Source organism: Vibrio sp. T11.5, from assembly GCF_027587155.1.
Taxonomy (GTDB): Bacteria; Pseudomonadota; Gammaproteobacteria; order Enterobacterales; family Vibrionaceae; genus Vibrio; species Vibrio neptunius.
Genome location: NZ_JAPPTP010000001.1, coordinates 336,106 through 360,410 on the forward strand (window position 1 = coordinate 336,106; position 24,305 = coordinate 360,410).

Annotated in this window: 20 protein-coding genes and 1 pseudogene; 10 read left to right on the forward strand and 11 right to left on the reverse strand. The window is 45.1% G+C overall.

Features of this window, described 5'->3' with window-relative positions; genetic code table 11:
- Positions 1 to 34 precede the first annotated feature (34 nt).
- Positions 35 to 991 (reverse strand): LysR family transcriptional regulator, encoded by a 957-nt coding sequence (locus tag OH455_RS01570; RefSeq protein ID WP_269980093.1) that lies wholly within the window; start codon positions 989 to 991, stop codon positions 35 to 37.
- 104 nt (positions 992 to 1,095) lie between these two features.
- Here OH455_RS01570 and OH455_RS01575 point away from each other — a divergent pair, with 104 nt between their 5' ends.
- Both OH455_RS01575 and OH455_RS01580 read left to right on the forward strand, forming a co-directional pair.
- Complete coding sequence (locus OH455_RS01575; protein ID WP_269980094.1) at positions 1,096 to 2,436, forward strand: MATE family efflux transporter; 1,341 nt, start codon at positions 1,096 to 1,098, stop codon at positions 2,434 to 2,436.
- A 36-nt stretch (positions 2,437 to 2,472) separates the two neighbouring features.
- On the forward strand, positions 2,473 to 2,934 hold the full coding sequence (locus OH455_RS01580) for a hypothetical protein (protein WP_269980095.1): 462 nt from the start codon (positions 2,473 to 2,475) through the stop codon (positions 2,932 to 2,934).
- Here OH455_RS01580 and OH455_RS01585 read toward each other — a convergent pair.
- The gene (locus OH455_RS01585; RefSeq protein WP_269980096.1) at positions 2,931 to 3,929 is read right to left on the reverse strand and encodes a LacI family DNA-binding transcriptional regulator; all 999 of its coding nucleotides are present in this window, start codon (positions 3,927 to 3,929) and stop codon (positions 2,931 to 2,933) included. The two genes, OH455_RS01580 and OH455_RS01585, sit on opposite strands and share 4 nt — an antisense overlap.
- Before the next feature lie 193 nt (positions 3,930 to 4,122).
- Here OH455_RS01585 and OH455_RS01590 point away from each other — a divergent pair, with 193 nt between their 5' ends.
- The gene (locus OH455_RS01590) at positions 4,123 to 5,052 is read left to right on the forward strand and encodes an aminoimidazole riboside kinase (RefSeq protein ID WP_269980097.1); all 930 of its coding nucleotides are present in this window, start codon (positions 4,123 to 4,125) and stop codon (positions 5,050 to 5,052) included.
- Between the two features lie 174 nt (positions 5,053 to 5,226).
- On the opposite strand, the gene OH455_RS01595 is transcribed toward OH455_RS01590, so the two are convergent.
- The 4 genes from OH455_RS01595 to OH455_RS01610 all read right to left on the reverse strand — a co-directional run bounded on the left by OH455_RS01595 (position 5,227) and on the right by OH455_RS01610 (position 10,832).
- The gene (locus OH455_RS01595; RefSeq protein WP_269980098.1) at positions 5,227 to 5,925 is read right to left on the reverse strand and encodes a cytidine deaminase; all 699 of its coding nucleotides are present in this window, start codon (positions 5,923 to 5,925) and stop codon (positions 5,227 to 5,229) included.
- Between the two features lie 384 nt (positions 5,926 to 6,309).
- Positions 6,310 to 7,929: a glycoside hydrolase family 32 protein gene (locus OH455_RS01600; RefSeq protein ID WP_269980099.1), complete on the reverse strand. Its 1,620-nt coding sequence runs from the start codon at positions 7,927 to 7,929 to the stop codon at positions 6,310 to 6,312.
- 227 nt (positions 7,930 to 8,156) lie between these two features.
- Positions 8,157 to 9,545, reverse strand: a complete 1,389-nt coding sequence (locus tag OH455_RS01605; protein ID WP_443088573.1) for a carbohydrate porin — start codon at positions 9,543 to 9,545, stop codon at positions 8,157 to 8,159.
- A 297-nt stretch (positions 9,546 to 9,842) separates the two neighbouring features.
- Positions 9,843 to 10,832 (reverse strand): LacI family DNA-binding transcriptional regulator, encoded by a 990-nt coding sequence (locus tag OH455_RS01610; RefSeq protein WP_045974253.1) that lies wholly within the window; start codon positions 10,830 to 10,832, stop codon positions 9,843 to 9,845.
- A gap of 238 nt (positions 10,833 to 11,070) precedes the next feature.
- Between OH455_RS01610 and OH455_RS01615 the strand changes: the two genes are divergently transcribed.
- From OH455_RS01615 to OH455_RS01645, 7 genes and pseudogenes are all read left to right on the forward strand, one after another.
- Positions 11,071 to 12,510 carry a sucrose-specific PTS transporter subunit IIBC gene (locus OH455_RS01615; protein WP_269980100.1) on the forward strand — a complete coding sequence of 480 codons (1,440 nt, stop codon included), beginning with the start codon at positions 11,071 to 11,073 and terminating at the stop codon, positions 12,508 to 12,510.
- Between the two features lie 113 nt (positions 12,511 to 12,623).
- Positions 12,624 to 12,861, forward strand: a pseudogene (locus OH455_RS01620) (transposase); the annotation flags it as partial.
- A gap of 454 nt (positions 12,862 to 13,315) precedes the next feature.
- Positions 13,316 to 13,822 (forward strand): helix-turn-helix domain-containing protein, encoded by a 507-nt coding sequence (locus OH455_RS01625; protein WP_269980101.1) that lies wholly within the window; start codon positions 13,316 to 13,318, stop codon positions 13,820 to 13,822.
- Entirely contained in the window at positions 13,809 to 14,129 is a 321-nt protein-coding gene (locus OH455_RS01630) for a hypothetical protein (RefSeq protein ID WP_269980102.1), read from the forward strand. The genes OH455_RS01625 and OH455_RS01630 overlap by 14 nt, the downstream gene beginning before the upstream one ends.
- 3 nt (positions 14,130 to 14,132) lie before the next feature.
- On the forward strand, positions 14,133 to 14,765 hold the full coding sequence (locus OH455_RS01635; RefSeq protein ID WP_045974258.1) for a queuosine precursor transporter: 633 nt from the start codon (positions 14,133 to 14,135) through the stop codon (positions 14,763 to 14,765).
- Positions 14,743 to 15,468 carry a metallophosphoesterase family protein gene (locus OH455_RS01640; protein WP_045974259.1) on the forward strand — a complete coding sequence of 242 codons (726 nt, stop codon included), beginning with the start codon at positions 14,743 to 14,745 and terminating at the stop codon, positions 15,466 to 15,468. Before OH455_RS01635 ends, OH455_RS01640 begins: the two co-directional genes overlap by 23 nt.
- Positions 15,465 to 15,971, forward strand: coding sequence for a DUF2165 family protein (locus tag OH455_RS01645; protein ID WP_269980103.1), 507 nt, complete (start codon positions 15,465 to 15,467; stop codon positions 15,969 to 15,971). The genes OH455_RS01640 and OH455_RS01645 overlap by 4 nt, the downstream gene beginning before the upstream one ends.
- Positions 15,972 to 16,044: 73 nt before the next feature.
- Here OH455_RS01645 and pheT read toward each other — a convergent pair whose 3' ends face one another.
- The 5 genes from pheT to OH455_RS01670 all read right to left on the reverse strand — a co-directional run bounded on the left by pheT (position 16,045) and on the right by OH455_RS01670 (position 24,182).
- A complete protein-coding gene (pheT, locus tag OH455_RS01650; protein ID WP_269980104.1) occupies positions 16,045 to 18,450 on the reverse strand; it encodes a phenylalanine--tRNA ligase subunit beta in 2,406 nt (801 codons plus the stop codon).
- Positions 18,451 to 18,468: 18 nt separating this feature from the next.
- Positions 18,469 to 19,452 (reverse strand): phenylalanine--tRNA ligase subunit alpha, encoded by a 984-nt coding sequence (pheS, locus tag OH455_RS01655; RefSeq protein WP_004413586.1) that lies wholly within the window; start codon positions 19,450 to 19,452, stop codon positions 18,469 to 18,471.
- Positions 19,453 to 19,789: 337 nt separating this feature from the next.
- On the reverse strand, positions 19,790 to 20,971 hold the full coding sequence (locus OH455_RS01660; RefSeq protein WP_269980105.1) for a hypothetical protein: 1,182 nt from the start codon (positions 20,969 to 20,971) through the stop codon (positions 19,790 to 19,792).
- An 8-nt stretch (positions 20,972 to 20,979) separates the two neighbouring features.
- A complete protein-coding gene (locus tag OH455_RS01665; protein ID WP_269980106.1) occupies positions 20,980 to 21,780 on the reverse strand; it encodes an outer membrane lipoprotein-sorting protein in 801 nt (266 codons plus the stop codon).
- Between the two features lie 11 nt (positions 21,781 to 21,791).
- Entirely contained in the window at positions 21,792 to 24,182 is a 2,391-nt protein-coding gene (locus OH455_RS01670; RefSeq protein ID WP_269980107.1) for an efflux RND transporter permease subunit, read from the reverse strand.
- Between the last annotated feature and the right edge of the window lie 123 nt (positions 24,183 to 24,305).

Genomic DNA, 24,305 nt, shown 5'->3' on the forward strand with positions numbered 1-24,305 from the left:
TCAAAGAGCTCAGAGGCCTTCTCACTCTGCTACATTACCTCAAAGCTACGTCATTCTGGCTCCAGCCAAATTTGTCGCACAGCACTTTGAGTTGGTTCAGCTCATTTTGAGTCTGTTCGACCAACCAGTTAAGGATTTCGCTGATCATGGGAGAGTGATTACGTTGGTAGCAGTAGTACTGCCAGTCACTATGTTGAAGTGAAAGCTGTTCAGGGCATTTAAGAAACTCACGCTTGAGCTCAGGTAATACCAACAGCAGGTCTGTCACTGTTACTCCCTGACCGGACAAGCAGGCACTTAGCGCTAAATCCAAGCTGAAAAATACGGTATCCCTACCCTTTTTCACCCCTTGCAAATCAGCGTTGTTTAACCAGTTTTTCCAATCCTGATGATCAAGGGTGGCATGCAGATGTGGCAACGTCAGAACGTCACTTAACTGAATATGCTGCTTAGAGAGGGATTCGGCGTAAACCGGCGCCATAAACTCATCACGAAGAAAGGTTACATCTGAGCGATTCTGGTATCGCTCACGCTTTCGCGTGTTAACGATCAGCAGATCGCAGTCTTCAGAATCAAGCGGAGGATCTTCTTCAATCGATGGAATGATAACAATCTCATGTTCAGGGTATCGCTCGTTGAGCATCGCAACCTTAGGCATCAGAATACGCGTGGCATAACTGAGTGCACTTTTTATCACAATACGCTTCTTATTCGGTAACGCCCACTGAGCAATCAAACCATCCAATGCAATGTAGTTTTTGCGCAGCACTTCATAGAGGTCTTTCCCTTGCGTGGTTAACTCAATCGCTCGGTGTTTTCGGATCACTAGAGATGCTTTTAGCTCATCTTCAAGTTGTTTTATCTGACGACTGACTGCACTTTGGGTAACATTAAGCTCATCTGCCGCTTTGGTAAAGCTCATAAGGCGCGCCACAGATTCAAAGACTTTCAATCCGTTGTGTGAATAAGGAAGATGGTTATAAGGGGACATAAATCACTCGCATGATCTGAACTCATGTAAGAGTGGCATAAATGTCATTTGAAGGCTAGCCAGCAAACTCGTACCTTATTGTGATAACGATCACGAGGCACACAATGAAAAAAATTCTCTCTCTGGCATTTCCACTGATAATTTCGCAGCTCATCGCAATGGCACTGGTTCTGACTGATGTCTGGATGATGTCGCGACTCAGTGTGTCTGCGCTGGCAGCCGGAGGATTGGGTGCGTCCATCTACAGTTTCGTCTTTATTGTAGCGAGTAGCACCGTAGGTTGTGTGGCGAATTTAATTGCGATTGCTTATGGTCAACGTATTGCGAGACCGGAATACGGCAATCAGCAAATCCGCTTAGCCGTAAAAGGGGCTGTACTACTGACGGTGATCCTGTCTGCGATCTTAACCTTGTGTTTTGCATATGCACCGCAACTACTGTCACTGGCGAAGCAGCCTCAAGAGCTCGCTGGCCCAGCTATGGAATACCTAGACGCATTAAAATGGGCCATGTTGCCGTCTCTGATGCTACTGGTGTTGCGCGGCTTAACCAGTGCGCTTGGTAATGTTCGCTCGATCATGGTGATGTCATTACTCACCGTTGTGCTCAACGTACCTATCAGCTATTTGCTTGCTTTCCAGCTAGAGCTTGGCTTGGCAGGACTTGGCGCGGGTACCGCTTTAGCGGCATTCATTGTGATGCTGGGCTACGGCTACTGGGTGTTTAAACGCCCTGAATACAAGCCGTTTGCGCCGTGGATAAATACAGAAGAATACTCGCTATCATTGCTTAAACCTTTACTGGCGATGGGACTGCCTATTGCACTGGCTGCGCTGCTTGAACACGGCCTGATTTACGGTGGCACCTTGATGGCAGGCACCATCAGTATCGCCGCGCTCGCATTGCACCAAATTCTGCTGCAATGCCTGAGCTTCACCTGGAACATCAACTTTGGTTTCTCGCAAGCCGCAGCAATTTTGGTCGGGCAGGACTATGGGGCGGAAGACTATGATGGTATTAAGCGCACAGCCTTGCGCAGCTTTGGCCTGACGACAGTGATCAGCGCAGTGCTGGCAGGTGTGTTCATGTTATGGCCTGAGCTGATCGGCTCCATTTTCAATCTGGATTCTGAGCTTTCAACACTACTCGTCGCCGTTCTATGGGTAGTCGCATTATCTTTCATTGTTGATGCATGGCAGCTATTGGCGATTAACCTGCTTCGCGGCATGAAGATTGTTGTTGGGCCGACTGTCGTCACCGCTGTTGGCTACTGGCTGTTTGGACTACCTGCTGCATGGCTGCTACTGCCAGACTTTGCTTTAGGCGGCATCTGGGGTGGTATCGGTATTGGTCTAGGTGTCACAGGTGTGCTGTTACTTGTTCAGCTTCTGCTAGCGATTAAAAAGCAACGCCATACAGAATCTCTTGCCGTAGCCATGGGTTAGTCGGTAGTATCGCTTCGACCATGAATGAGAGAAGCGATGACAGACCTCGATATTGAATTTGAACATATTTTTCTGGAAGTAAAAGCCGAACGCTGGCACAGCATCGAGCGCTTCTATTTCAGCTACTTTTGCTTCCGGGAAAATTACCTGACCAAGAAAGGTAAACCAGATTGGGAACTCGCCCGCGAGCAGTGCCCTCGTTCCCGCTCCCTCACTATCATTAAGCACGCTGAGCTTGAGCCGCTGGTTCCACACGAAGTGATCACCGGAGAAATCAAACGTTACTGGCGTGATGGTTTACTCACACCAAGAGCATTACGCCGCATTCTCGACAGCCTTCTGGATTACGCGACCATTACCAAAGCAGAAAAGAACGCCTTAAAACAAGCAGGCCTTCTCAACGCAATGCCAGCCTTTTGGTATCAATCCAAAGACAAATCACCGATATCAAGGTTCACAGCCGCAAATATCGAGATGCAAAACCAATCGAGAGATTAGCGCCTACGATGAACTCTAGCGGGCAATACCGTAATTCCTGTTTTCATCTCCGGCTGCTTTAGAATGGCTTGTCCGTAATCAAATAGTGTCTGAGCAATCAGCTCACAGTCCTGTTCAACCGAGTCAATTTTCACGGGTAAGCAATCCAGAATGTCGTAGTTATCGAAGGTCGCCAAGCGAATATCTCCACCTAGCATGTTCTTCTCGGTCAAAAAACGCAAAACCCCTTCCAACAATGAATACGAGGCGGTATACACGGCTTTGGGTAGACGCCCTAGATCTTCTACAGCCAGTGCCATGAGCTCGTAGCCTGACTCAGGTTGATAATCCTTGCTATACACGTAGCGATCATCAAAACGCACACCTGCAACCCCGAGCCCGAGCTGATAACCCTTAAAACGATCTCGGCTCGTAGACAAGTTAAGCTGACCACCGATATACACGCACTCTTCACCACTTAAGGCTAATTGAGCCACTACTTCCTTCGTCGCTTGTTCAGCATTGGTTTTGATATTGATGAAATGGCTATCTTCTAATATACGGTCAAAGAAAATGACTGGAGTGCTTGGGCTGATAGGTTGATAGAAGGTGTCATCCATCATGCAAGTTGCCACTAACAGGACATCCACCTGCCGTTCAATCAAGCTCTTTACTGCCTGTTGTTCCTGTTCATGATCATCGTCGGACGAGGCGATCAGTAGCTGATAACCATTATTCCGACACAGTATTTCCAACCGTTTAGCAATGTTCGCAAAACCCATGTTCGCTAAATCCGGAATGACTAAGCCTACGGTATAGGTTTGCTTAGACTTGAGCGCTCTGGCGTAGATACTTGGCTTGTAATGATACTGTTTTGCAATGGCCTGTACTTTCTCTACCGTGTCTTCATGAATACGGTGCTTTTTTGCGTGTCCATTGAGCACAAAACTCACTGTTGATTTGGAAACACCCGCTAATGCTGCGATGTCTGCCAATTTCAGTTTTTTACCTGCCATTATTCTCTTTTCCTACTCGGTGTCTTTATCAGCCTGCCTTGCTGCTAGCTCAATCAACGACACTGCGCTCTCAGTTTAGACTCTAACAATGATCACAATTTGATCTTTATCGTGATAAATGATCTCTGCAAACCTAGATAGCTAAACCGTTTTAGCTATACAATCAGCTTAATTTAGTTAATTAAGAGATGCAATGATGAAAAAAAGAGTTTGGGTAACAGGAGATGCGGTTGTAGACCTGATTCCAGATAGCGAGTCCAGCTACTTAAAATGCCCAGGTGGCGCGCCTGCTAATGTGGCAGTCGCCATCGCCAGATTGGGCGGTGATGCTGCTTTTATTGGTCGTGTCGGGCAAGATCCCCTCGGCCGTTTTATGCAACAGACACTCAAGCAAGAGCAAGTCGATACGCAGATGATGATACTCGACGAAGCACAGCGCACTTCAACCGTTATTGTTGACCTTGATGATTCTGGTGAGCGAAGCTTTACCTTTATGGTCAAGCCTAGTGCAGACCAATTCCTTGAAACCAGTGACCTACCGACCTTCACCCAAGGCCAGTGGCTGCACGTATGCTCGATTGCGCTAGCGAACGAGCCAAGTCGCAGCAGCACACTGGAAGCGATGCGTAAGATTAAAGCCGCAGGTGGATATGTAAGTTTTGACCCTAACTTAAGAGAAGAGGTATGGGCAAACCCAGAAGAACTCAAACCTGTCGTACGTGAAGCAATTGCCCTGGCGGATGTCGTCAAGTTTTCGGATGATGAACTGCTATTTTTGACAAGCAGCAATACCCTTGAACAGGGTGTGGAAGCACTAAAACCGTTTAAAAATTCACTGGTCTTAATCACTCAGGGGGCGAAAGGTGCGTTAGTCCTGTTTGAAAAAACACAACAGCTTATTGCCAGCCAAGCAGTAACACCCATTGATACTACAGGTGCAGGCGATGCCTTTGTCGGTGGCTTGCTCGCTAAGTTGTCCCAATATAATGACTGGCAACAGCTTGAGGTCATTCAGTCTGCGGTAAAATGGGCTAACGGCTGCGGGGCACTTGCTACTACACAGAAAGGCGCTATGACTGCTCTACCTTCCTATCAGGCTCTTGAGGAATATATTCAGAGGTAATTGGAAGGAAATTCTGGATAAAAAAGGCAGAGAGTTCTGCCTTTTTTGTGTATCAGCCTTAACCACTAAAAATTAGCAAAGTGGGCTAGTCTGAAAATAGAGTGTTCTAATTTATTAGCTTCTAGAAAACTTCAACTGTATCTATATAAACGAGCTAACGTCGTTTCTTTTAACTTATAGATATTCAGTTAATCTTTCACCAGCTCGTTCTAAAGCAAGGTGTACAACCTTTGTTATTTCAGGGTACCCGTTATCAGGATCATCCCAGTCAACATTTTCAGGCAAAGTAACCTGTTCATTAATTTGGTGATCCATAACAATCTTGTTGTCCGATAAGTCCACCAGCTTTACATGCGCAGAGACATAACCTCTCGGTTTACTAAGCGGTATGAAACCGTAATAGTCCCGAATAGTACCGGATGCCAAAACCTGAATAACAAGCAAATGACTTGCAGAGTATTGCTCTTTCAATTCGGCTAAATCATAACCGAAAAAACCATCCTTTTGCTGAGCTTTTGGAAGTTTATCAGCGTCAGAGGTTTTGTAATATTCTGGAAGTACTTCACTTGTACCACCTCGCAGTTCGATTTTTTGCGCTATGGCCGATTTACTTAACTCAAATTTGTCATGGGATAAGGTATGAATATGCGATTCAACACCATCAGTGACAATCTCATTGATTGCCATATCAAGTAAACCTTCCCCACCCGTGCGGTGCGCGTTCATCTCTGGAGGCTGAACAAATGCAATTGCGATATTTTTCTCTCCCCCCGTCTCCCAGAAGTTTGTTGGTATATCCATAGCTTTATTAGATACACATCCCGAAAGGAATAGAACAAAAAACAGACAACTGATCAGCTTTACAATTCTCATTGAGTTATTCTCTTGATTATTAAGAGAGCGCAAACTAATAACCAACACATATAGAAGCAATTGTTAAAATAAACAATTGTGACAAAGATCAACATTCGGGAGTGTGCATTAGATACAAAAAATGATGAAGGTTAATGCGTAAACAACGTTGAGTATTGCAAACAAAGGCGCTTACTGATCAACGTTAGAAACAACAAAGCATAACTTTTACTCAAACAAAGGTTGGAAGGAGCTCCTTTACCAGATGAAGACACACTCTACCTTTTTATGGCCTTCCTATGCGCTTCGTTTTAGAGAGATTTGCTACGATACTCATAATAAGCCGTCAGGACGTTCAAAATTAAACATCGATTAAATAACTCACTGCTGTAGTCCGTTACCTAATCAAGCAAATGGCGGTCGTTCTGCTTTGAGTGTTTTTAATCTGGCGGTTTGACAGCCATGTAATAGTGAAATACCTGTCGCTCCCTGCTCAACGAAAACTCGTGATGTCATCACTGCTAGGCCATGGTTGACAAAAACTTCTATTGAGGAAATATCGGCAAGAATGCGCAGTTGAATCTTATCTGTATCGATCTTGAGTTCTCTTTGAGTATCTACCGCTCGATTCAATGTCTGGCTGCGGTCCAGTATCAGTGTTTGGCTACCTTCATCCGCGTACAAGACAACTTTGTGTTGGCTACTTTCAAATAAATTCAGGCTCTGCCCCCACTCCAGATCAACTTCAAGATCGAACGAATTACGCTCCAAGCGATACGGCTCGTCGCTTAACTCGATGTGGCGTTGGCTTTGAACGAGTTCTTCGAGCTCCTTAACAGGCCATTGTTTCAGCCGTCCGTCTTGGTAACTCAGCTCACGCATACAAGTAAGCTGATGCACCCAACCATTTTCACTGCTTGGTTGATCAACTTCATCAGGTAATCCCATCCAGCCACACATGACCCGCCGACCATCCGGTGTTTCAAGTGTCTGGGGAGCGTAAAAATCGAAGCCGTAATCCAGATGTTCAAACTGCGACAAAGATAAACCATTTTCCAAACAAGCTTTAGCAATCCCGTTGTGGTGAGGAATCGTATTGTGCTTTGAGAAAGATTCAATCCCTTGTGGCCCGATGACGACAAACATCTGCCCATCGAGTTCAAACATGTCAGGACACTCCCACATGTAGCCAAAATCCCCCAGCTCTTCACCATAAAGCGCATCAAACTGCCAGGTCCTAAGATCTGTTGAGGTGTAAACAGCTAGGCGTCCTTTTAGATCCGTAGTTTGTGCACCTAACAACATAAACCATTGGTTTTGATGTCGGACGATTTTAGGATCGCGAATGTGTGCGGTAACTCCATCGGGTAACTCACAAATAACCGGCCCATGTTTATCGAAATTCACACCATCTTTGGATGTGGCAAGGCACTGAGTTGTGTGACGTTCGCGACTCTCGCCAATACGAACATTACCCGTATAGAACAGCATCAACTCAGAGCCATGACTGAGTGCGTGCCCAGAAAAGACACCATGGCTATCAAACCAATCAGATGGTGTGAGCGCAACTGGTTGCCACTGCCATTCAATCAAGTTTTTGCTGGTTAAATGTGCCCAGTATTTGTCTTTGTGGGTACAGCCATGGGGATACCATTGATAAAACAAGTGATATTGTCCGTCATGATAAACAAAACCGTTAGGATCGTTGAGTAACCCCTGTGGTGGAGAAATATGCCAATCGGGTCGAAATGGACAGTTAACCGCGTCGAGCGCGTGTTCAAGCTCCAATCTTTGTTTTTCGCCGATCTGCTCTCCTATAGCCAGCAGATCCGCGGGGCTAATTGAGTCTGGAATTGGGAACTCTACTTGGTATTCACCTAGTACAGTTTTGATTTGAGAACCTGACACCATGCTCGCCACTCGCGAACAATCTCTGATTGCAAATATCAATCGACCTTGCGGCATCAGAACTCTTGTTATGTTTGTCTCACCCCCACACTGGGTGATCAGGCTTTCAATCGACATCTTTAAAACCTAAAAATTGGGAACGTTTGCAAAATACACTATTTGTTCTATTTGAACAAGATCAGCAGATACTCGCCTTGACTATTCAGATGGTGGCAGAGTGTATAGAAACGAAAATAAATACCCCGAATCCGGGGAGATTCAGAAATTGAAAATGGCTTCCGACACAAAGCTAGCATATGACCGGAAGCCTTTTAATCGAGCAATGATTCTTTGAAAACTCAGGGCTAGAACCAAGTTTCCATTTGTAGGGCAAACAAGGTTTCACCACCTTGTCCCATTGTGCTGGCACCTGAATCCAAGCTTACTGAGTAGTTGTCCAGATCTTCACTCCAGTCAACGTAACTTACAGCAAAGCGAATTTCAGGGCGGTCAAAGAATCCAGCTGATGTCGCCAGCTTCACAGTCGGTGCCACCGTTAACTTGTAGAAGCTACCGTCTGCTTTTTCCACGCTGTTATCTAGATCCATGTACTGGTAGGAGCCTTCATAAACCATCTCAAAGTTCGAATTTAGCTCTTGAGCCAATCGAACGTTAACAGATGCCCATAGGAATTCATCGTTATCTTTAACACGATCTTTGCTCATCTCAGCCATAAATGCGGGCGCGATGCGCCAGTTATCCGAGAATTTAGTGACGCCATAACTAAAGATTCGAACTGCCTGAGCATCATCATTCAGATCACCATCAGAGCCAATACCTTTGAGTGATGCACCAAGGCCCTGGCCAATCAATACACCAGACTTCGAGAAGCCCTCGCTGACACCGAAAAAGTCATTGCCATGGTAGGCTAACATTGCATGTAGGCCGTCTTCTGCTCGCTCTGTGGGTGACGATGAGCTGGTTGAGCGGTCTGCATTATCGTTTGATTTCATCGCGTTGAGCATTAACTGCCATGAGCCAAAGTAGTTGTTCATAGTAGCAACATAGTTCTCCACATCAGTACTTGAACTATCGATTTCGCCAAAATCGCGGCCATAAAGAGAGAAGTTTGCTTTCCAGTCCTCACCTAGTTTCACGTCATACAGACCGGCCCCCGTACCAGAGAGAAATACGATGTCAGAATCAAAGAAATGGATATCGAAATTGTCTCTATCAAATCTCTTACCCGCCCAGATCTTCGCATCTTCAAACGCACCGCTAAACCAGGTTAAATCAGAGAACTCTGTGTACACCTGTCGAACGTTTAGCTGACTATCGCTTGCTGTCCATTCATTGTTAGTCTCGACACTGTCCGCCAACATGATTTTGTAATACGCTTTTGAACCATCTTCGGCCACGCGATGATGAACAAGGTTTGCTTCGAGATAGTTATCATCTTCAAGACCAAGGCGTCCAACCGAAGCACCTAAGGTTCCTGCCGCCGTCATGTATGGGCCACTTCCTGTCGCACCATTCAGGCTATCATTAATCAACAATCCTGCTCGCGCATAACCGTGAAACTCAAAGCTTCCTGCGGATTTTTCAGCCTCTTTTGCTACTTGCTCTGTTTGAGCTAGGCGGCTTTCTAGTTCCGAGATCCTTGCTTCAAGAGAAGCCATATCGTCTTGAGAAAAGGCATTAGGTGTTATTGCCAGAGTGACAGCACACGCAAGTAAAGACTTCATATTGTTCATTCTAATTCTCCATTGAGTAAATAACTTGGATTCATCAGCAAACCTTCCCAGTTAATTCACAACCAATGCGAACCGTCGATTTTTAGGTCTATAAACCTCAATACTCGTTCTTGATTTATTCACTTCACCTCAGTGATAGTGAGTGGACTATAAATATATTCTCGGTAACGTTCCCGAAAATAATTATAAAATTAGAATACTCATCACGAATATCTATAGAAGTGTGATCTTATATGATGAGAGGATTTTCATATGGGGGAATAAAAACGCCTGAAACGAAGTTCAGGCGTGGAAAGGCTAGCAGGTAGCGCGCTGTATATTCTGAAAAGTGAGTACCACTTTACTCATCACCTGAGGTTTACCCTCAATCAATTCAAGCAGCACAGATGCACCACTTTCTCCTGCTTTATCAAATGGATAACTAAACGTCGACAAACTTGGAGAAACAACAAAACCAAGCTCATCATTACCTACTCCCAGTATTTTAACTTGCTCACCAACCACTATGTTTTCTTCCTGCAGTGCTTTAATTGCACCTATGGCAATTCGGTCAGTGGCACAAAAAACACCATCAATCTGAGGATATTCTTTGATAAGACGCCGCATATTGGCATAGCCAGATTCAATGCTGAACTCTCCGTGACAATGGAACAATAACTCTTGTTCACTATGCATCGTAAGCGCTTGCCTCAATCCATCAGAGCGCAATTTATCTACGGCGAGGTCTGAGTCCGCTACCCCAATAAATCCGATATTTTCGCATCCAGCATTGAGCAAGCGCTTTCCTGCTTCGTACCCTACACGCAAATCATCATGGACAATACTCGGGATATTAAACAGTGAACCATCCTGTCCAATCAGAACAATAGGAGCTCTTGACTGAGCAATGGCCTCAACCAACTGAGTGTCAATGTGTGTCGCATACAGAACAATACCCTCCACTCGCTTTTGATTGAATAAGCGAATGAACTCGATCTCTTTCGAATCGGATTGCTGAGTGCTGGCCAGCAAAACATGCTTTCCTGCCTTTTCGAATATGCGGCTTAGGCCATCAACACCTTGAGACGTGGCATTAGATGAGACTCGCGGCACAATAACACCCACCAAATTGGTTTTCTGTGATTTGAGATCTTTCGCCACTTGATTGACCACATAGCCCACTTCGTCGACAGCTTTCATGACTTTCAACTTGGTCGCTTCTTTTACACCATACTCGTTGTTGATCACACGAGAGACTGTAGATTTAGATACTCCGGCCAGTCTGGCGACATCGTGCAGGCTTGCCATGTCTATGCCTTCATTAAGTTATTGGGAATGTTTGCAAAAGTTACCAGAATCTGACGGAATTGCCACTTCGCCTAATCGGTTTAGCAAAAAAGTTTAGCCGATCTAACTCACATTACCTTTGATTACCCTTTGACTGACACTAACAGATCGAGAAAAATTTATTTTTGCAAACGTTCCCAATAAATTTACTGCCTTTTTGAACTATAAATTATTAGCAAAATAATAATCGGGGTTTGGAATGAATTATCCAAAAATTGCTAAACAGCTGCTGGAGTTGCTTGGGGGTAAAAGTAACCTTCAAGCGCTCGCCCACTGCGCGACGCGACTGCGCCTTGCACTGAAAGACGATTCAATCATTAATGAAGAAGCGATCAGCAACTTAGATGGCGTCAAAGGCCAATTCAAAGTTGCTGGACAATATCAAATCATTTTTGGTTCAGGCATCGTTAATCAAGTACACGCTGAAATGGCGAAGCTGACGGGCATGGCAGACATGTCGACCAACGATGTGGCCAGTGCAGGTGCACAGAAACAGAATATCATTCAGCGTGCAGTGAAAGGTTTATCCGACATTTTTGTACCTATCATCCCTGCAATTGTCGCTGGTGGTCTGTTGATGGGTCTGTTCAACGTGCTGACAGCGAAAGGCCTCTTCATTGACGGTCAATCTCTGATTGATGCCAATCCGGGGCTTGCTGATCTCGCTAGCATGATCAACACATTCGCTAACGCACCTTTTGTTTACCTTCCTGTTTTATTAGCGTTTTCTGCCAGTAAAAAATTTGGTGGAAACCCGTTCCTCGGGGCTGCTTTGGGTATGCTGATGGTGCACCCGGATCTGCTCAACGGCTGGGGATTCGGTGGAGCAAGCGTAGCTGGGACAATTCCGACCTGGAACATCTTTGGTTTCGAAATCCAAAAAGTCGGTTATCAAGGTTCAGTTCTACCTGTATTGGTTTCTGCCTTTATCCTTGCCAAGGTCGAAAATGGCCTACGCAAGGTGATTCCTTCTGTGCTGGATAACCTCCTAACGCCGATGCTAGCGATTTTTATCACGGGTTTCCTGACCTTTACATTGGTTGGCCCAATCACACGTGATATTGGTTTCCTGCTTGGCGATGGTCTCAACTGGCTATACGATTCTGCTGGTTTCATTGGCGGCGCACTGTTCGGCTTCATCTACGCACCGTTTGTGATTACCGGCATGCACCATAGCTTTATCGCAATTGAAACTCAGTTGCTCGCAGATATTGCAGTTACTGGTGGCACCTTTATTTTCCCAATTGCTGCCATGTCTAACATCGCACAAGGTGCTGCAGCATTAGCGGTTGGCTTTACCACTAAGGACAATAAACTGAAAGGAATTGCAATGCCTTCGGGTGTCACTGCCCTACTGGGTATTACCGAGCCAGCCATGTTTGGTGTCAATCTTAAATTGCGTTATCCGTTTATTGCGGCGATTATCGGAGCGGCATCGGCCAGTGCATTTATTACTCTGTTTAACGTCAAAGCTCAGGCATTAGGTGCTGCGGGTCTACCTGGCGTGATTTCCATTGTGCCTGATAAGCTAGGCTACTATGTCACAGGCATGGCTATTTCATTCGTTATAGCGTTTGCTCTAACACTAGTTCTTGGTGCTCGCTCCGGCCAACAGTCAGGCAATGCTGCAACAACATAGCTGAAAGCAGTCCCCCGTAGCTAAAACATGTTTTTAGCTCACTCCACCCCGCCTCAGGCGGGGTATTCTATCTTTCTGGAACCCTCTAGCCCCTCGGTAAAGTCTTAGATCACTCTGGTATCGCTATTGACACTGCCTTGATGATTATAGGCATCTTCTCTACTGCCATTACGTACACTTCAAGGCTTTATCGACTCGATTTTCAAGCTATTAACTGTTTCGCAGGCGTCTCCTGACTACACCTGTATAAGTAAACTCGCGAAGATGGTTCAGGTCAGATATCGCAATAAATTCAGAGGGACTAGACACCATATCGCCATCGATTCGACTGGACTCAAAGTATTTGGTAAAGAAGTGGTTGTCATCGGAGATAGCGAATACAAGAGTCCCAATATCATTGGGCAATGGTGGAATATCAGCGCCTAACACATACCTGTGGATTGGTGGAATTATGAGGAGATCCGCTAGCGCCCAACTCCCATCGAAAATACGAGTATTGTTGACTCGCATTTCTCAATGTTCAGTTACTTGATATTTCAATGCGAGAATGAAAAAAGCCCACCAAAAGGCGGGCTATGATTCCAAAAGTGGAGAATATAATTGGCAATAATACAACTATGTCCCGATTAACAGGTGACGACTTTAACCAGATCAATTAACTTATAATTAACTCTGGATTAATAGCCTAAAAACATTTAGATTCTCGGGGATCATATAAAAATTACACATTAGAATAGAATAAATCAAAGAAATTTATTTTAATGAATTACAAGCATGAATTAAATCACGTTTGGTTGGCAATTAAATGATAGATAAAATAATTAGGCTTATCACAGAGAGTAAGCATGACACCGGTGGTGTGAAGTTCCTCGCTCAAGAAATGGGCATTAAGTACAGCACGCTGTACAGTCTATATTCTGGCAAGAATAGTAACCCTACTATAGATACGGTTGGGAAGATCTGTGATTATTACAACATCACTTTCTCCGATCTTTCTGATGAAGCAGAAACACCTCATCATTTTGACTCGTTGCAACCTGAAATTATTAGGCTAGCTCAACATGAAGGTGTCGAAATATTCATTAAAAACAACCAACTTATTGATACTTTACCCAAAAGTAGCCAATTGATTTTTGAGAAGTTCACACCACCTTTGAAGAATAAAAATCACTACATTTGTCTCACAGAAACTGGTGAAATAGTCTTGAGAAAAGCCATTGAAGAAGATGATAATTTTTTATTTATCTCTTCCAATAGAATAATTCACAATAATGATTATCCAATAATGCAACTTAAGAATGTCAAAATATAACTTCTTCAAAATAAGAAAAAAACGATCTCAGCTCTATTCCATCGATGGACTGGTGGGTTTTATAGATAAAGAGATGTTTCGCCACGCTTATATTGATAAACACGACGTCGATCTTCACAACGGAAAGTATTCGATTTCCGACAAACGGATCCGTGCGATCAATGTAAAAGAAAAAACCATCGAAATGGAAATATCTGATATTCCAGTAACTGTGACGATGAAAAGCCTGCTTACCCCTTCAATCAGACAAGAGCTCAATATTAGTAATGAAAACTTTGTCGCTATCTATCGCCAAATGGAGCAATAATCAATGAACGTACTCGAAAGATCGACCATGCTTGCTACGCTCGGTCTGTTCTGTTTCCTAACCGCTTCAAACATGGCTGCAGCAAAAGCTGTTGAATTCTTCGGTATCCACCTAACTGCGGGATTCTTCACCTATCCGTTTGTTTACCTCTTCTCTTCCATCATCATGGCGACACGCTCTCCAGATGTGTACTTCAAGTCTATTACCTTTGCCTATTTCGGTTATCTGTCGTTTATCAGCCTGATGTACATTGCAGCGATTCTGCCCGGCGTCAACGCCGAGTCGACTTACAACAAGAGTTTTGACCTAATCTACAGTCTCAGTAACTACCGTATTTATTTATCCTCACTGTGCGCCTACTTTGTTTCGATGTTTCTGTTTGGTGTACTGTTTAATTCACTGAAAATTGAGAGTATCGCAATAAGAATTGCGTTAGCGACACTGATCGTCGCCCTCGCCGACGTAAACCTATTCCTAATCCTTGCATTCTGGGGAGTAAAAGAAAGCAGTTTACTAATGGACATAATGTTCTGGGCGAGTATTAAAAAACTCGTCGCTCAGCTGGTTCTATTGGGTCCCACTCTCTTAATTATCAATCTTATCAGGAACAAGCATGAATACTGTGTTTCAAATTAGCGATTGCCATTTGAGCGATGAGTCGAGCTTCAAAAACCTTGGGAAGGCGCTGGATGTAGCAAACTCTGATAGCAACTGCGGCACAATTCTACTCACAGGTGACATCTGTTGTGGCCCTAAATCAGGCGATTATACACAGCTACTAAGCTTTGTTTCTAAACACATTAGTAGCAAACATGTTTATGCCATTGCAGGTAACCACGACGATATAGTCTTAATGAAGAATGAGCTTAAAGGCTCACTGATCCAGGTGGTGGATCAATGTGAGATTGCAGGGCGTAATTTCATCTTCCTTGATTCAAGCCAGAAGCCAATTGATGCTCGCCACCCTCTCGGCTCAGGTAGAATAGACAATCGTGGTATAGCTCGCCTGAGAAAACAAATTCGCAGAAAAAAAGACCCTATTGTTGTCGTACATCACCCAATCATACGTGTGGGTTCAGAGTGGATGAAGGCCATCTGCCTTGAGAACGACAAACAGATATTCAATATCCTTAAGCAATCTGGCGTCAGAGAGGTTATTTGTGGTCATGGCCATGATCATATTACCTGCACCAAAGAAGGTGTTACGCAGTACATGGCGCCAGCAACCGCTTATGGATTTGATCACTCCATTGCCGAATACAATCGAAGTGAACGTATCGGAATGAACAAATTTACTATTTCAAAACAAACAATAACTGTAAATGAGGTTGTGCTATGAGATTAAGCTTGGTTCTCGATATTTCGAAAGCCGTTGTCGCTATGTATGTGGGGATCTTCTGTGTGCTGGTCAGCTATAACAATGTGATTGACTACAATACAAACTTCCAATTTGTACAACACGTATTAGCTATGGACCAAATGAAGGCATTTTTTACAGGCGACAACCTGTATGGGCGTGCGATCACTTCTCCAACTCTTCATACTGTGTTTTACAATCTGATCATCGCACTTGAATTCCTTGCAGGCGCTTTATGCGTTGTCGGCGCTATAATTATGTTCTTCAAACGTGAAGCGGTCGGATTCTCCAAAGGTCAGGCGTTCTATGTAGCTGGTGTTACCGTTGCTTTAGGTGTGTGGTATTTCGGTTTCGGCGTGGTTGGCGCTGAATGGTTTTCGATGTGGGCAAACTCATGGAATGGACAAATGAAGGCATACACCTTCGCTATGTTTATCATTCTGACGTTGATTTATATCCTGATGCCAAGACCAAATAACGATTAGTTCGTTGCTACACCAATAGCAATAAAAAAACCCTGCTAACTAAGCAGGGTTTTTACTATCTAATCAGAAGTGATTAGTCACGCAGTGACGCACCAAACTTCTCAGATACGTGAGCAACGATAGCGTCAACCGCACCAGCGATGTCTGCATCTTCAAGCGTGCGCTCGACAGATTGTAGTGTTAGCGCGATTGCTAGGCTCTTCTTACCTTCTTCAACGCCTTTACCAACGTAAACGTCGAACAGTTTCGCACCTTTTAGGAACTCACCACCTTGCTCTAGACATGCTGCAACGATGTCGCCAGAAGCGACTGCTTCATCAACAACTACCGCGATGTCACGGCGGTTTGATGGGAACTTAGAAAGCTGTACTGCTTCTGGAATCACTTTCGTGTTGATTGCAGACCATTCCACTTCGAATACGATAGTACGGCCGTTTAGACCAAACTTACGCTCTAGCTCTGGGTGAACGGTACCAATCACACCAACTTGCTTGCCATCAACGATGATTGCTGCAGATTGACCTGGGTGAAGCGCTGGGTTCGCTGCTTTGTCTTCAGCAGAAAGCGCTGCGAAAGAGTAAGCTACTTCGTTAGCTGTTAGCTCAAGAACCGCTTCTAGGTCACCTTTAAGGTCAAAGAAATCAACCGTGTTGGTTTCGATGTCCCAGTGCTCTTCGCTGCGAGTACCTGCGATAACACCTGCAAGCATAGGCTCTTGGCGCATACCGTTTTCAGCAGATTCACTTGGGATGAAACGTAGGCCGTATTCGAATAGACGAACGCGCGGCTGTTGACGTTTCTGGTTGTGAACCACAGTGTTTAGTAGACCTTGGATTAGGCCTAGGCGCATTGCTGACATATCCGCAGAGATTGGGAATGGCAGGATTAGCGGCTCAACACCTGGAACAACAAGTTTTTGCTGCTCTGGCTCAACGAAGCTGTAAGTGATTGCTTCTTGGTAACCACGGTCAACAAGTAGGTTACGAACGCGTTTTAGCGGAATGTTCGCTTCAACGTGGTCGTGCATCTTAAGTGCTGCCGCTGGGTTTTGGTTAGGAATGTTATCGTAACCGTAGATACGACCTACTTCTTCAATTAGGTCTTGCTCGATTGCGATATCAAAACGCCATGTCGGTGCTGTCGCTGTCCAACCTGCGTCTGTTGTCTCTACAGTTAGGCCAAGACGCTCTAGGATTTCAACCACATCGCTATCAGCAATGTGGTGACCTAGTAGGCTGTCTAGCTTAGTGCGACGTAGTGATACTGTGTTTGCTTTTGGTAGGTCAGCTTCTGACTCTACTGCAACAACAGGTGCTACTTCACCACCACAGATCTCAACAAGAAGTTCTGTTGCACGCTCCATTGCGCTTGTTTGTAGTGCGAAATCGACACCACGCTCAAAACGCATTGAAGAATCTGTATGTAGACCGTAGCTACGTGCGCGACCACGGATGTGGTCTGGTGCGAAGAACGCACACTCAAGTAGTACGTCTTTAGTTTCAGTGGTTACACCAGACTCTTCACCACCAAAGATACCTGCGATAGCAAGTGCTTTGTTGTGGTCTGCTACTACTAGAGTATCAGCGTTTAGCTCAGCTTCATTGCCGTCTAGAAGAGTTAGCTTCTCGCCCTGCTCTGCCATACGTACTACGATGCCACCTTCGATCTTAGCAAGATCAAATGCGTGCATTGGCTGGCCTTGCTCTAGAAGAATAAAGTTAGTGATGTCTACTACTGGATCGATAGAACGGATACCACAACGGCGCAGTTTTTCTTGCATCCAAAGTGGTGTTTCAGCTTTAACGTTTACGTTCTTAACCACACGGCCAAGGTAACGTGGACATGCAGCTGTCGCTTTCACTTCGATAGAAACCGTGTCATCAATCGCTGGAGCTACTGCGTTTACTGCAGGCTCAGTTACGTCAGCACGGTTTAGAACGCCAACTTCACGCGCCATACCACGGATGCTGAAACAGTCCGCGCGGTTAGCCGTTAGGTCTACATCTACTGTTACGTCGTCAAGACCTAGGAATTCGCGGAAATCAGTACCGATTGCTGCGTCTTCTGCTAGTTCCATGATGCCATCAGATTCAACGTCGATACCTAGTTCAGAGAATGAACACAGCATGCCGTGTGATGGTTGACCACGTAGTTTTGCTTTTTTGATTTTGAAATCGCCTGGCAGTACTGCACCAACAGTCGCCACAGCAACTTTGATACCTAGGCGACAGTTAGATGCGCCACAAACGATGTCTAGAAGTTCTTCAGCGCCAACATCTACTTTAGTTACACGTAGTTTGTCAGCGTCTGGGTGTTGACCACACTCAACCACTTTACCTACTTTAACGCCAGTGAAAGAACCAGCAACAGGTAGTACGTCGTCTACTTCTAGACCCGCCATTGTGATTTGGTGTGTAAGTTCGTCAGTCGATACCGCAGGGTTTACCCACTCACGAAGCCAAGATTCGCTAAATTTCATAGTGATGGTTCCCCTGGATTACTTGAACTGTTTTAGGAAACGAAGGTCGTTCTCGAAGAACGCACGAAGATCGTTTACGCCGTAACGAAGCATAGTTAGACGCTCAACGCCCATACCAAATGCAAAGCCAGAGTATTTCTCAGGGTCGATGCCTACACTGCGCAGTACGTTAGGGTGAACCATGCCACAACCTAGAACTTCAAGCCATTTGCCGTTCTTACCTTTCACGTCTACTTCTGCAGAAGGCTCAGTGAATGGGAAGTAAGAAGGACGGAAACGAACTTCCACTTCTTCTTCAAAGAAGTTACATAGGAAATCGTGCAGGATGCCTTTTAGCTGTGCGAAGTTTACGTTCTCGTCTACTAGCATGCCTTCCACTTGGTGGAACATTGGCGTGTGTGTTTGGTCGTAGTCGTTACGGTAAACACGGCCCGGTGCGATGAAGCGGAATGGTGGTTTACCATTTTCCATCGTACGGATCTGAACGCCAGACGTGTGAGTACGTAGCATCAGATCTGGGTTAAAGAAGAACGTATCGTGGTCAGTACGCGCTGGGTGGTCTTCTGCGATGTTTAGTGCATCAAAGTTATGGAATGCATCTTCAATCTCAGGACCAGACTCAGTGTTAAAGCCTAGCTCACCAAAGAACTGTTCAATACGCTCAACAGTACGAGTCACAGGGTGTAGACCACCGTTCTCGATACGACGACCCGGTAGAGTCACGTCGATAGTTTCTGCTGCAAGCTTCGCTTCTAGCTCTGCACGTTGCAGTGCATCTTTACGAGCTGCGATCGCTTGTTGAACAACGCCTTTCGCTTTGTTGATCTCTTGACCAGCTTCACGGCGCTCTTCTGGTGGTAGTTTACCTAGGCTTTGAAGTTGAGCCGTTAGCTCACCTTTTTTACCTAGATACTGAACACGCACTTCATCAAGTGCAACTAACGAATCTGCTGCTTCAATAGCGGCGTTCGCGTTAGCAATGATCTCTTCTAGATGTTGCATCGTTTCCTCATCTACCTTTAGGTAGTTTCCATAAGGGTTCCCGCGAGGGATTTTTGGTATTTTAAGATAGCTGTACATAGTAACGAAAGCGAGGTTTAAATCCAATCTGAAATCGGGATTCGACCTCTCTTTGGGTAAAAAAGCAGCTTAATGATTGTTCACTTTCATCACGCTCAGCCATTTAAGCCTAAAAATGAGTGTTTTAGGGACAAACGTGATACCTCACAGTACAGAGGAATACCGCAATGCTAAAGACTTAAATACAACAAAGGGAGCGAAGTCGCCCCCTAAGAATGGCCACAAAGACCCATTGAAAAATGTACTACTGAGTTGTCACTTAAAAATAATACTCTAGCGACACTTCAATGAAGTCATCCTTGCGCGCGAAGTACAATAAGTCGTCAGGTGTTTCATTCTCAAACCACCAGCCATCGACTCGCCATTTCAGGTGATTGGTCAATCGACTTGACGCTTCCAACTTAGCAATGAACACATCACTGTTATCCAGATCCTGAGTGAATCCGAGTAATATTTCGGTCCCATCCTCATCGTTCAACTCGAAACGTGAACCTATGAACACATCGTTTTGACCTGTACTTTGAGCATTGTTGCCTCGACTGTCATAGAGATACTCTGTGATAAGCCCGACATCCCAAACACTTTGCAATGCACCAACAATGGTGTATTCAAACCCTGAAACCAGCCCAATGTGGTGATCAAAACTGTCACGATAGATGCTCTCGAGCTTCCATAGCCAGTCGCCGACAATGCCTTGAACATCCACGCCGACTTGCTTCGCCTGCGCGTAGTAAGGCTTCAAGTCAGTTCCTTGAAGGCGGAAATACGGATCACGATTGGTCCCTTGAAAGTAGCTTAACCCTAGATCCCAATCTCCAAACATCTGGGTGTATCTCAGTGCATAATCAACGTGCTGCTCCTCACGCGAAGATTCATACACCGCATTCTCTGACACTGGCAATGTCGTCCTCAAACGCCCGTCTTGGCCTGCAAAGGTACGTTCACGGAAGTAAGGAAGAAGCATAGCGTCAAGAATTCCCCAATCTTTGACTGAAGTCAGGTGCAACATAGGTTGCCCTAGCTTGTCTTCGCCATCCACCGCTTCAATCGAATCGGTTTGATTCACTACATCGACCAGATGTGCCGACTCAGTAACGCCCCAGAAAACCTTTCCGATCCCGGCACGCAGCTCGTAGTCGTCCCAGTAGGTTAAATAAAGCGCTTCTCGAATGTCGCCGTGACTTCGCTCATCATCTTCGCTGTCTAAACGATAAAAAGGTGTGAAGGTAAAATCTGAATTGTCATCAACCTCCCAATAAAATTCAGGCCGCAAAACGATTGAACTTTGACCTTTACTTTGTCCCTGAAGTCCGTCGGAAAAGAACTGTCGATGCTCAAGATTGACCTGACCTGAAAGTTCGAATCCATGGCAATGTAAGGCAGCTAGCGTCAGTGATACACAGGCCGCAAGGCGACCTGTTTTATTCCATATTTTACTCATAGCGATCCTTATTTCACCCGTTTGAGGATATTCTTCTCAAAATCTCTTGCTCTCAAACCAGTCTGAAACTGGAGATCACTAGTAGTAAGCAACGTGCTCTTGCCTGTTTGATGATTCGTCATCGCCATAGTGTGGGCACGCCAGTATTTATCTAGATAAAGCTGATAATCATCGAATTTGAGCGTTTTAAGCAGTGCACCTTTTCGGTCATAGAATTCAACCTGCATTGGTCGGTAATGTTCTTTATCCAGCCAAACTTGCTGTTTGGTGTAACCCGAACTTTTGTCTGTTGGTATCTGCTCGACAACGAAAGTGTTACTTCCTCCGAACTCTTCATCACGGAGGTAAGTAAAGGTGTATTTCTCCAACTCAAACGAGCTCAAGTCTTCGTAAGCAAATTCACTGCCCATAAACGGGCCAGATTTGTTACGTGATGAAATCCGTTTAACTCGTTTGAGCGCTGGTAGATATAGCCATTGGTCATCAGCATCGACTGTGTGCGAGTGATTGAGAAATGCCGTTCCTTTGACGTCTCTTGGCTGGTCAAAAATCGTCAAACCTTTATCGCCATCATTAGCCACTTCAAATGACTTCATGCGCATTTCGCGAGTACTACTCTCTCCTTGTGCATTTTTCAGTACCATTTGCATGGTTGCGATTGAGTCACCCCAGCCTTCATCTCGTGCTTTGCGTTCAGTTGCAATTTCCAATCCTTTTTCAGCGTCAGCAAACGCCGTAGATTGAGCGCCGATTGTCAACAAAGCAGACAGCGCGACCGATGTGATCAATGAATAATTTGAATGTTTCATAGAGTATTCCTTTAACTTTGTGTCTGAGGAGCCGTTGTTGGCTGAATCGAATTGGTAGTTGATATCAGTGATTCGTTTTCCTGCGCGTAGTTTGCGGTATCAAAGCGCATCAACAGCGCTGGTAGGAAAACAAAATCAACAACAAGAGCAATAAAGATCACCATGGCGCTTAACTGGCCCATATCTGCATTAAGTCTGAACGTGGACATCGCCAGCACAGTGAACCCTGCAACCAATACAATGGTGGTAATCCAAAGAGCTCGGCCTACAGTGTGAAAGGCGTAGCGAACGGCTTGCTCCGCGTTTTGCCCTTGCTTACGTGCACGTTGATATTTCGAGAGAAAGTGGACCGCATCATCAACAACAATACCCAGTGTCAGAGTGACAACGACAGACAGGCCTAGGTTTATCTCACCAGAGAGCAAGGCCCATAAACCAAAGCCAATAATTGCCGGAGCCATGTTAGGTACAATGCTGATCACACCAAGTCGCATTGATCTCAGTGCAAAAATCATCAAAGCTGAAATCAAGATCAGAGTGATAGGTAGTGTCGACAGCATGCTAGCCATGTTGGTCTCACCAATGTGTGCAAACATCAGAGATGGGCTCGAAGCCAACACGTCGTACTGCGAACCGTTCGCCTTAAACCAGTCGTAAATTCGATTCTCTAAATCAACCAGTTCAACACTGCCCAAGTTGTCGATGGTCACCACCAGTTTGATCGACGATTTATCAACATTAATCTGGTTATTAAGATCAAGGCCATATGGCAGTGACATTTCATACAACAACAAATATTGGGCAGCGAGTTCTCTTTGCAGAGGCAGCTTGTAGTAACTGTCATCATCGCCATGCATGTTCTTGTTCAGGCGTTTATAGACATCGGAAAGCGTGGCGACGTGATCCGTTTCTGGCTGCATACGAAGCCAGTCAGTAAAATTACTAATCGTCTGGAGAAAAATAGGATCAGCAATCCCTTGGGACTCATGGGTTTTCACCGCAATACTGATGGTTGTCATGCCACTGATACGCTCTTCCATGAAATCCGCAGCGCGGCGAAACTCATTGCGCGAATCAAAATACTTCACCGATTCATCGTTCACCTTATTCAGCGGAATCATTGCTGCTGATACCGCAATCACAACGACAGAAATAGGCAGCAAGGCTTTGCGGTTATTCACTACCCAATCGCCAAGCTTATCCATCGAGTCGCTGGTTTTCCCATTATCGGTCTTTTTTCGCTTCACTTTAATTGGCAGCAATTTGAGTAGCGCTGGCAACAAGCTGACTGATAGAAAACACGCCAACATCACACCGAGCGCTGCCAAGTTTCCGAAATCTCTCAATACTGGCGAATCCGACATATTCATCATTAAAAAACCAATCGCTGTAGTCACTGAGGTGATGACGATCGGCATGAAGTTAATCGAAACGCTGTGGTCGATCGCATACTGCTTAGAATGGCCTTTTTGCATGCTCTGACGCATCGTTGCGATAACATGAACGCAGTCCGCGACAGCCAACGTCATCACTAAGGTGGGAATATTGACCGTAGCTGTACTTAGGAACATACCAGCCCAACCCGATAACCCCATAGTTGCGGCGACTGAGCCGATGATCACCACAAGCGTGGCTATCACACTCAGGAAGGAACGCAGCATAATGGTCAAAAACACCAGTATTACCAGCAACATGGCTGGCACTAATGTTGAGCTGTCATCCTGAGCGGCGACCATGAAAGCATGGTTCATTGCAATGATCCCCGCTTTATGGAATTCGACATGAGGGTACAACTCACCATACTTGCTTAACAGTTGATCGACTCCAGCAACCACCTCAAGTGCTTCCGTCGTTTCATCAATTTCAGGTAGCTGAACGGTGACATTCACTACTGTTACATCACCTTTTTCAGAGATCAGGGCATGCTTGACCACAGGTTCAGACAAAGCAATCGCCTTAACCTTCTCGATGCGTTCTGGCGTCAGAGGATACTCTTCCAATAGAAGATCCTCGACAATCAGGTCATCTTCAATAGCTTCGGTATGTTGATAATTGGCTATGGAGTCGACTCGGCTTGAATAAGGTACTAGCCAGGCATCTTGGGTAAGCTGTTGAATCAGTTCTAGAGTTTTTAGCTCAAAAACGTTACCGCTTTGGGGAGAAATGATGATTGCGATGTTGTCGGATTTGGCAAAAGTGGTTTGTATTTCCTCATAGGCGAGCAGTTGTTGGTTTTTTCCGTCAAAAAAGATGTTGTAGTCACCACGGAAATAGAGATTCTTTCCTCCAAAAGTGGCAGCGGTGACCAGTGCTAATGTCAGTAGGAGTACCCAACCGCTAAATCGGGTGGGTAAGGTTAACCACAGATGTGGTTGATTTGGACTAGAGTTGGCTGATTTCATCACACTCTCCGTTTGTGACGTTTCGTCAAAAGTTGTTATTTAAAAACCAGCTAACGCTGGCACTTAAGTAACAAAGCTCGTGTTTGAATGATTCAAACCTTATCGAGTGTCTTTTTTGACGAT

Bases quoted from the DNA above. Each gene is read 5' to 3' on its own strand.
- OH455_RS01635 (WP_045974258.1), top strand. From the start codon at position 14,133: ATGAACGTACTCGAAAGATCGACCATGCTTGCTACGCTCGGTCTGTTC.
- OH455_RS01615 (WP_269980100.1), top strand. From the start codon at position 11,071: ATGAATTATCCAAAAATTGCTAAACAGCTGCTGGAGTTGCTTGGGGGT.
- OH455_RS01630 (WP_269980102.1), top strand. From the start codon at position 13,809: ATGTCAAAATATAACTTCTTCAAAATAAGAAAAAAACGATCTCAGCTC.
- OH455_RS01580 (WP_269980095.1), top strand. From the start codon at position 2,473: ATGACAGACCTCGATATTGAATTTGAACATATTTTTCTGGAAGTAAAA.
- OH455_RS01590 (WP_269980097.1), top strand. From the start codon at position 4,123: ATGATGAAAAAAAGAGTTTGGGTAACAGGAGATGCGGTTGTAGACCTG.
- OH455_RS01585 (WP_269980096.1), bottom strand. From the start codon at position 3,929: ATGGCAGGTAAAAAACTGAAATTGGCAGACATCGCAGCATTAGCGGGT.
- OH455_RS01660 (WP_269980105.1), bottom strand. From the start codon at position 20,971: ATGAGTAAAATATGGAATAAAACAGGTCGCCTTGCGGCCTGTGTATCA.
- OH455_RS01645 (WP_269980103.1), top strand. From the start codon at position 15,465: ATGAGATTAAGCTTGGTTCTCGATATTTCGAAAGCCGTTGTCGCTATG.
- OH455_RS01595 (WP_269980098.1), bottom strand. From the start codon at position 5,925: ATGAGAATTGTAAAGCTGATCAGTTGTCTGTTTTTTGTTCTATTCCTT.
- OH455_RS01605 (WP_443088573.1), bottom strand. From the start codon at position 9,545: ATGAACAATATGAAGTCTTTACTTGCGTGTGCTGTCACTCTGGCAATA.
- pheT (WP_269980104.1), bottom strand. From the start codon at position 18,450: ATGAAATTTAGCGAATCTTGGCTTCGTGAGTGGGTAAACCCTGCGGTA.
- OH455_RS01570 (WP_269980093.1), bottom strand. From the start codon at position 991: ATGTCCCCTTATAACCATCTTCCTTATTCACACAACGGATTGAAAGTC.
- OH455_RS01575 (WP_269980094.1), top strand. From the start codon at position 1,096: ATGAAAAAAATTCTCTCTCTGGCATTTCCACTGATAATTTCGCAGCTC.
- OH455_RS01625 (WP_269980101.1), top strand. From the start codon at position 13,316: ATGATAGATAAAATAATTAGGCTTATCACAGAGAGTAAGCATGACACC.
- OH455_RS01610 (WP_045974253.1), bottom strand. From the start codon at position 10,832: ATGGCAAGCCTGCACGATGTCGCCAGACTGGCCGGAGTATCTAAATCT.
- OH455_RS01600 (WP_269980099.1), bottom strand. From the start codon at position 7,929: ATGTCGATTGAAAGCCTGATCACCCAGTGTGGGGGTGAGACAAACATA.
- OH455_RS01640 (WP_045974259.1), top strand. From the start codon at position 14,743: ATGAATACTGTGTTTCAAATTAGCGATTGCCATTTGAGCGATGAGTCG.
- OH455_RS01665 (WP_269980106.1), bottom strand. From the start codon at position 21,780: ATGAAACATTCAAATTATTCATTGATCACATCGGTCGCGCTGTCTGCT.
- OH455_RS01670 (WP_269980107.1), bottom strand. From the start codon at position 24,182: ATGAAATCAGCCAACTCTAGTCCAAATCAACCACATCTGTGGTTAACC.
- pheS (WP_004413586.1), bottom strand. From the start codon at position 19,452: ATGCAACATCTAGAAGAGATCATTGCTAACGCGAACGCCGCTATTGAA.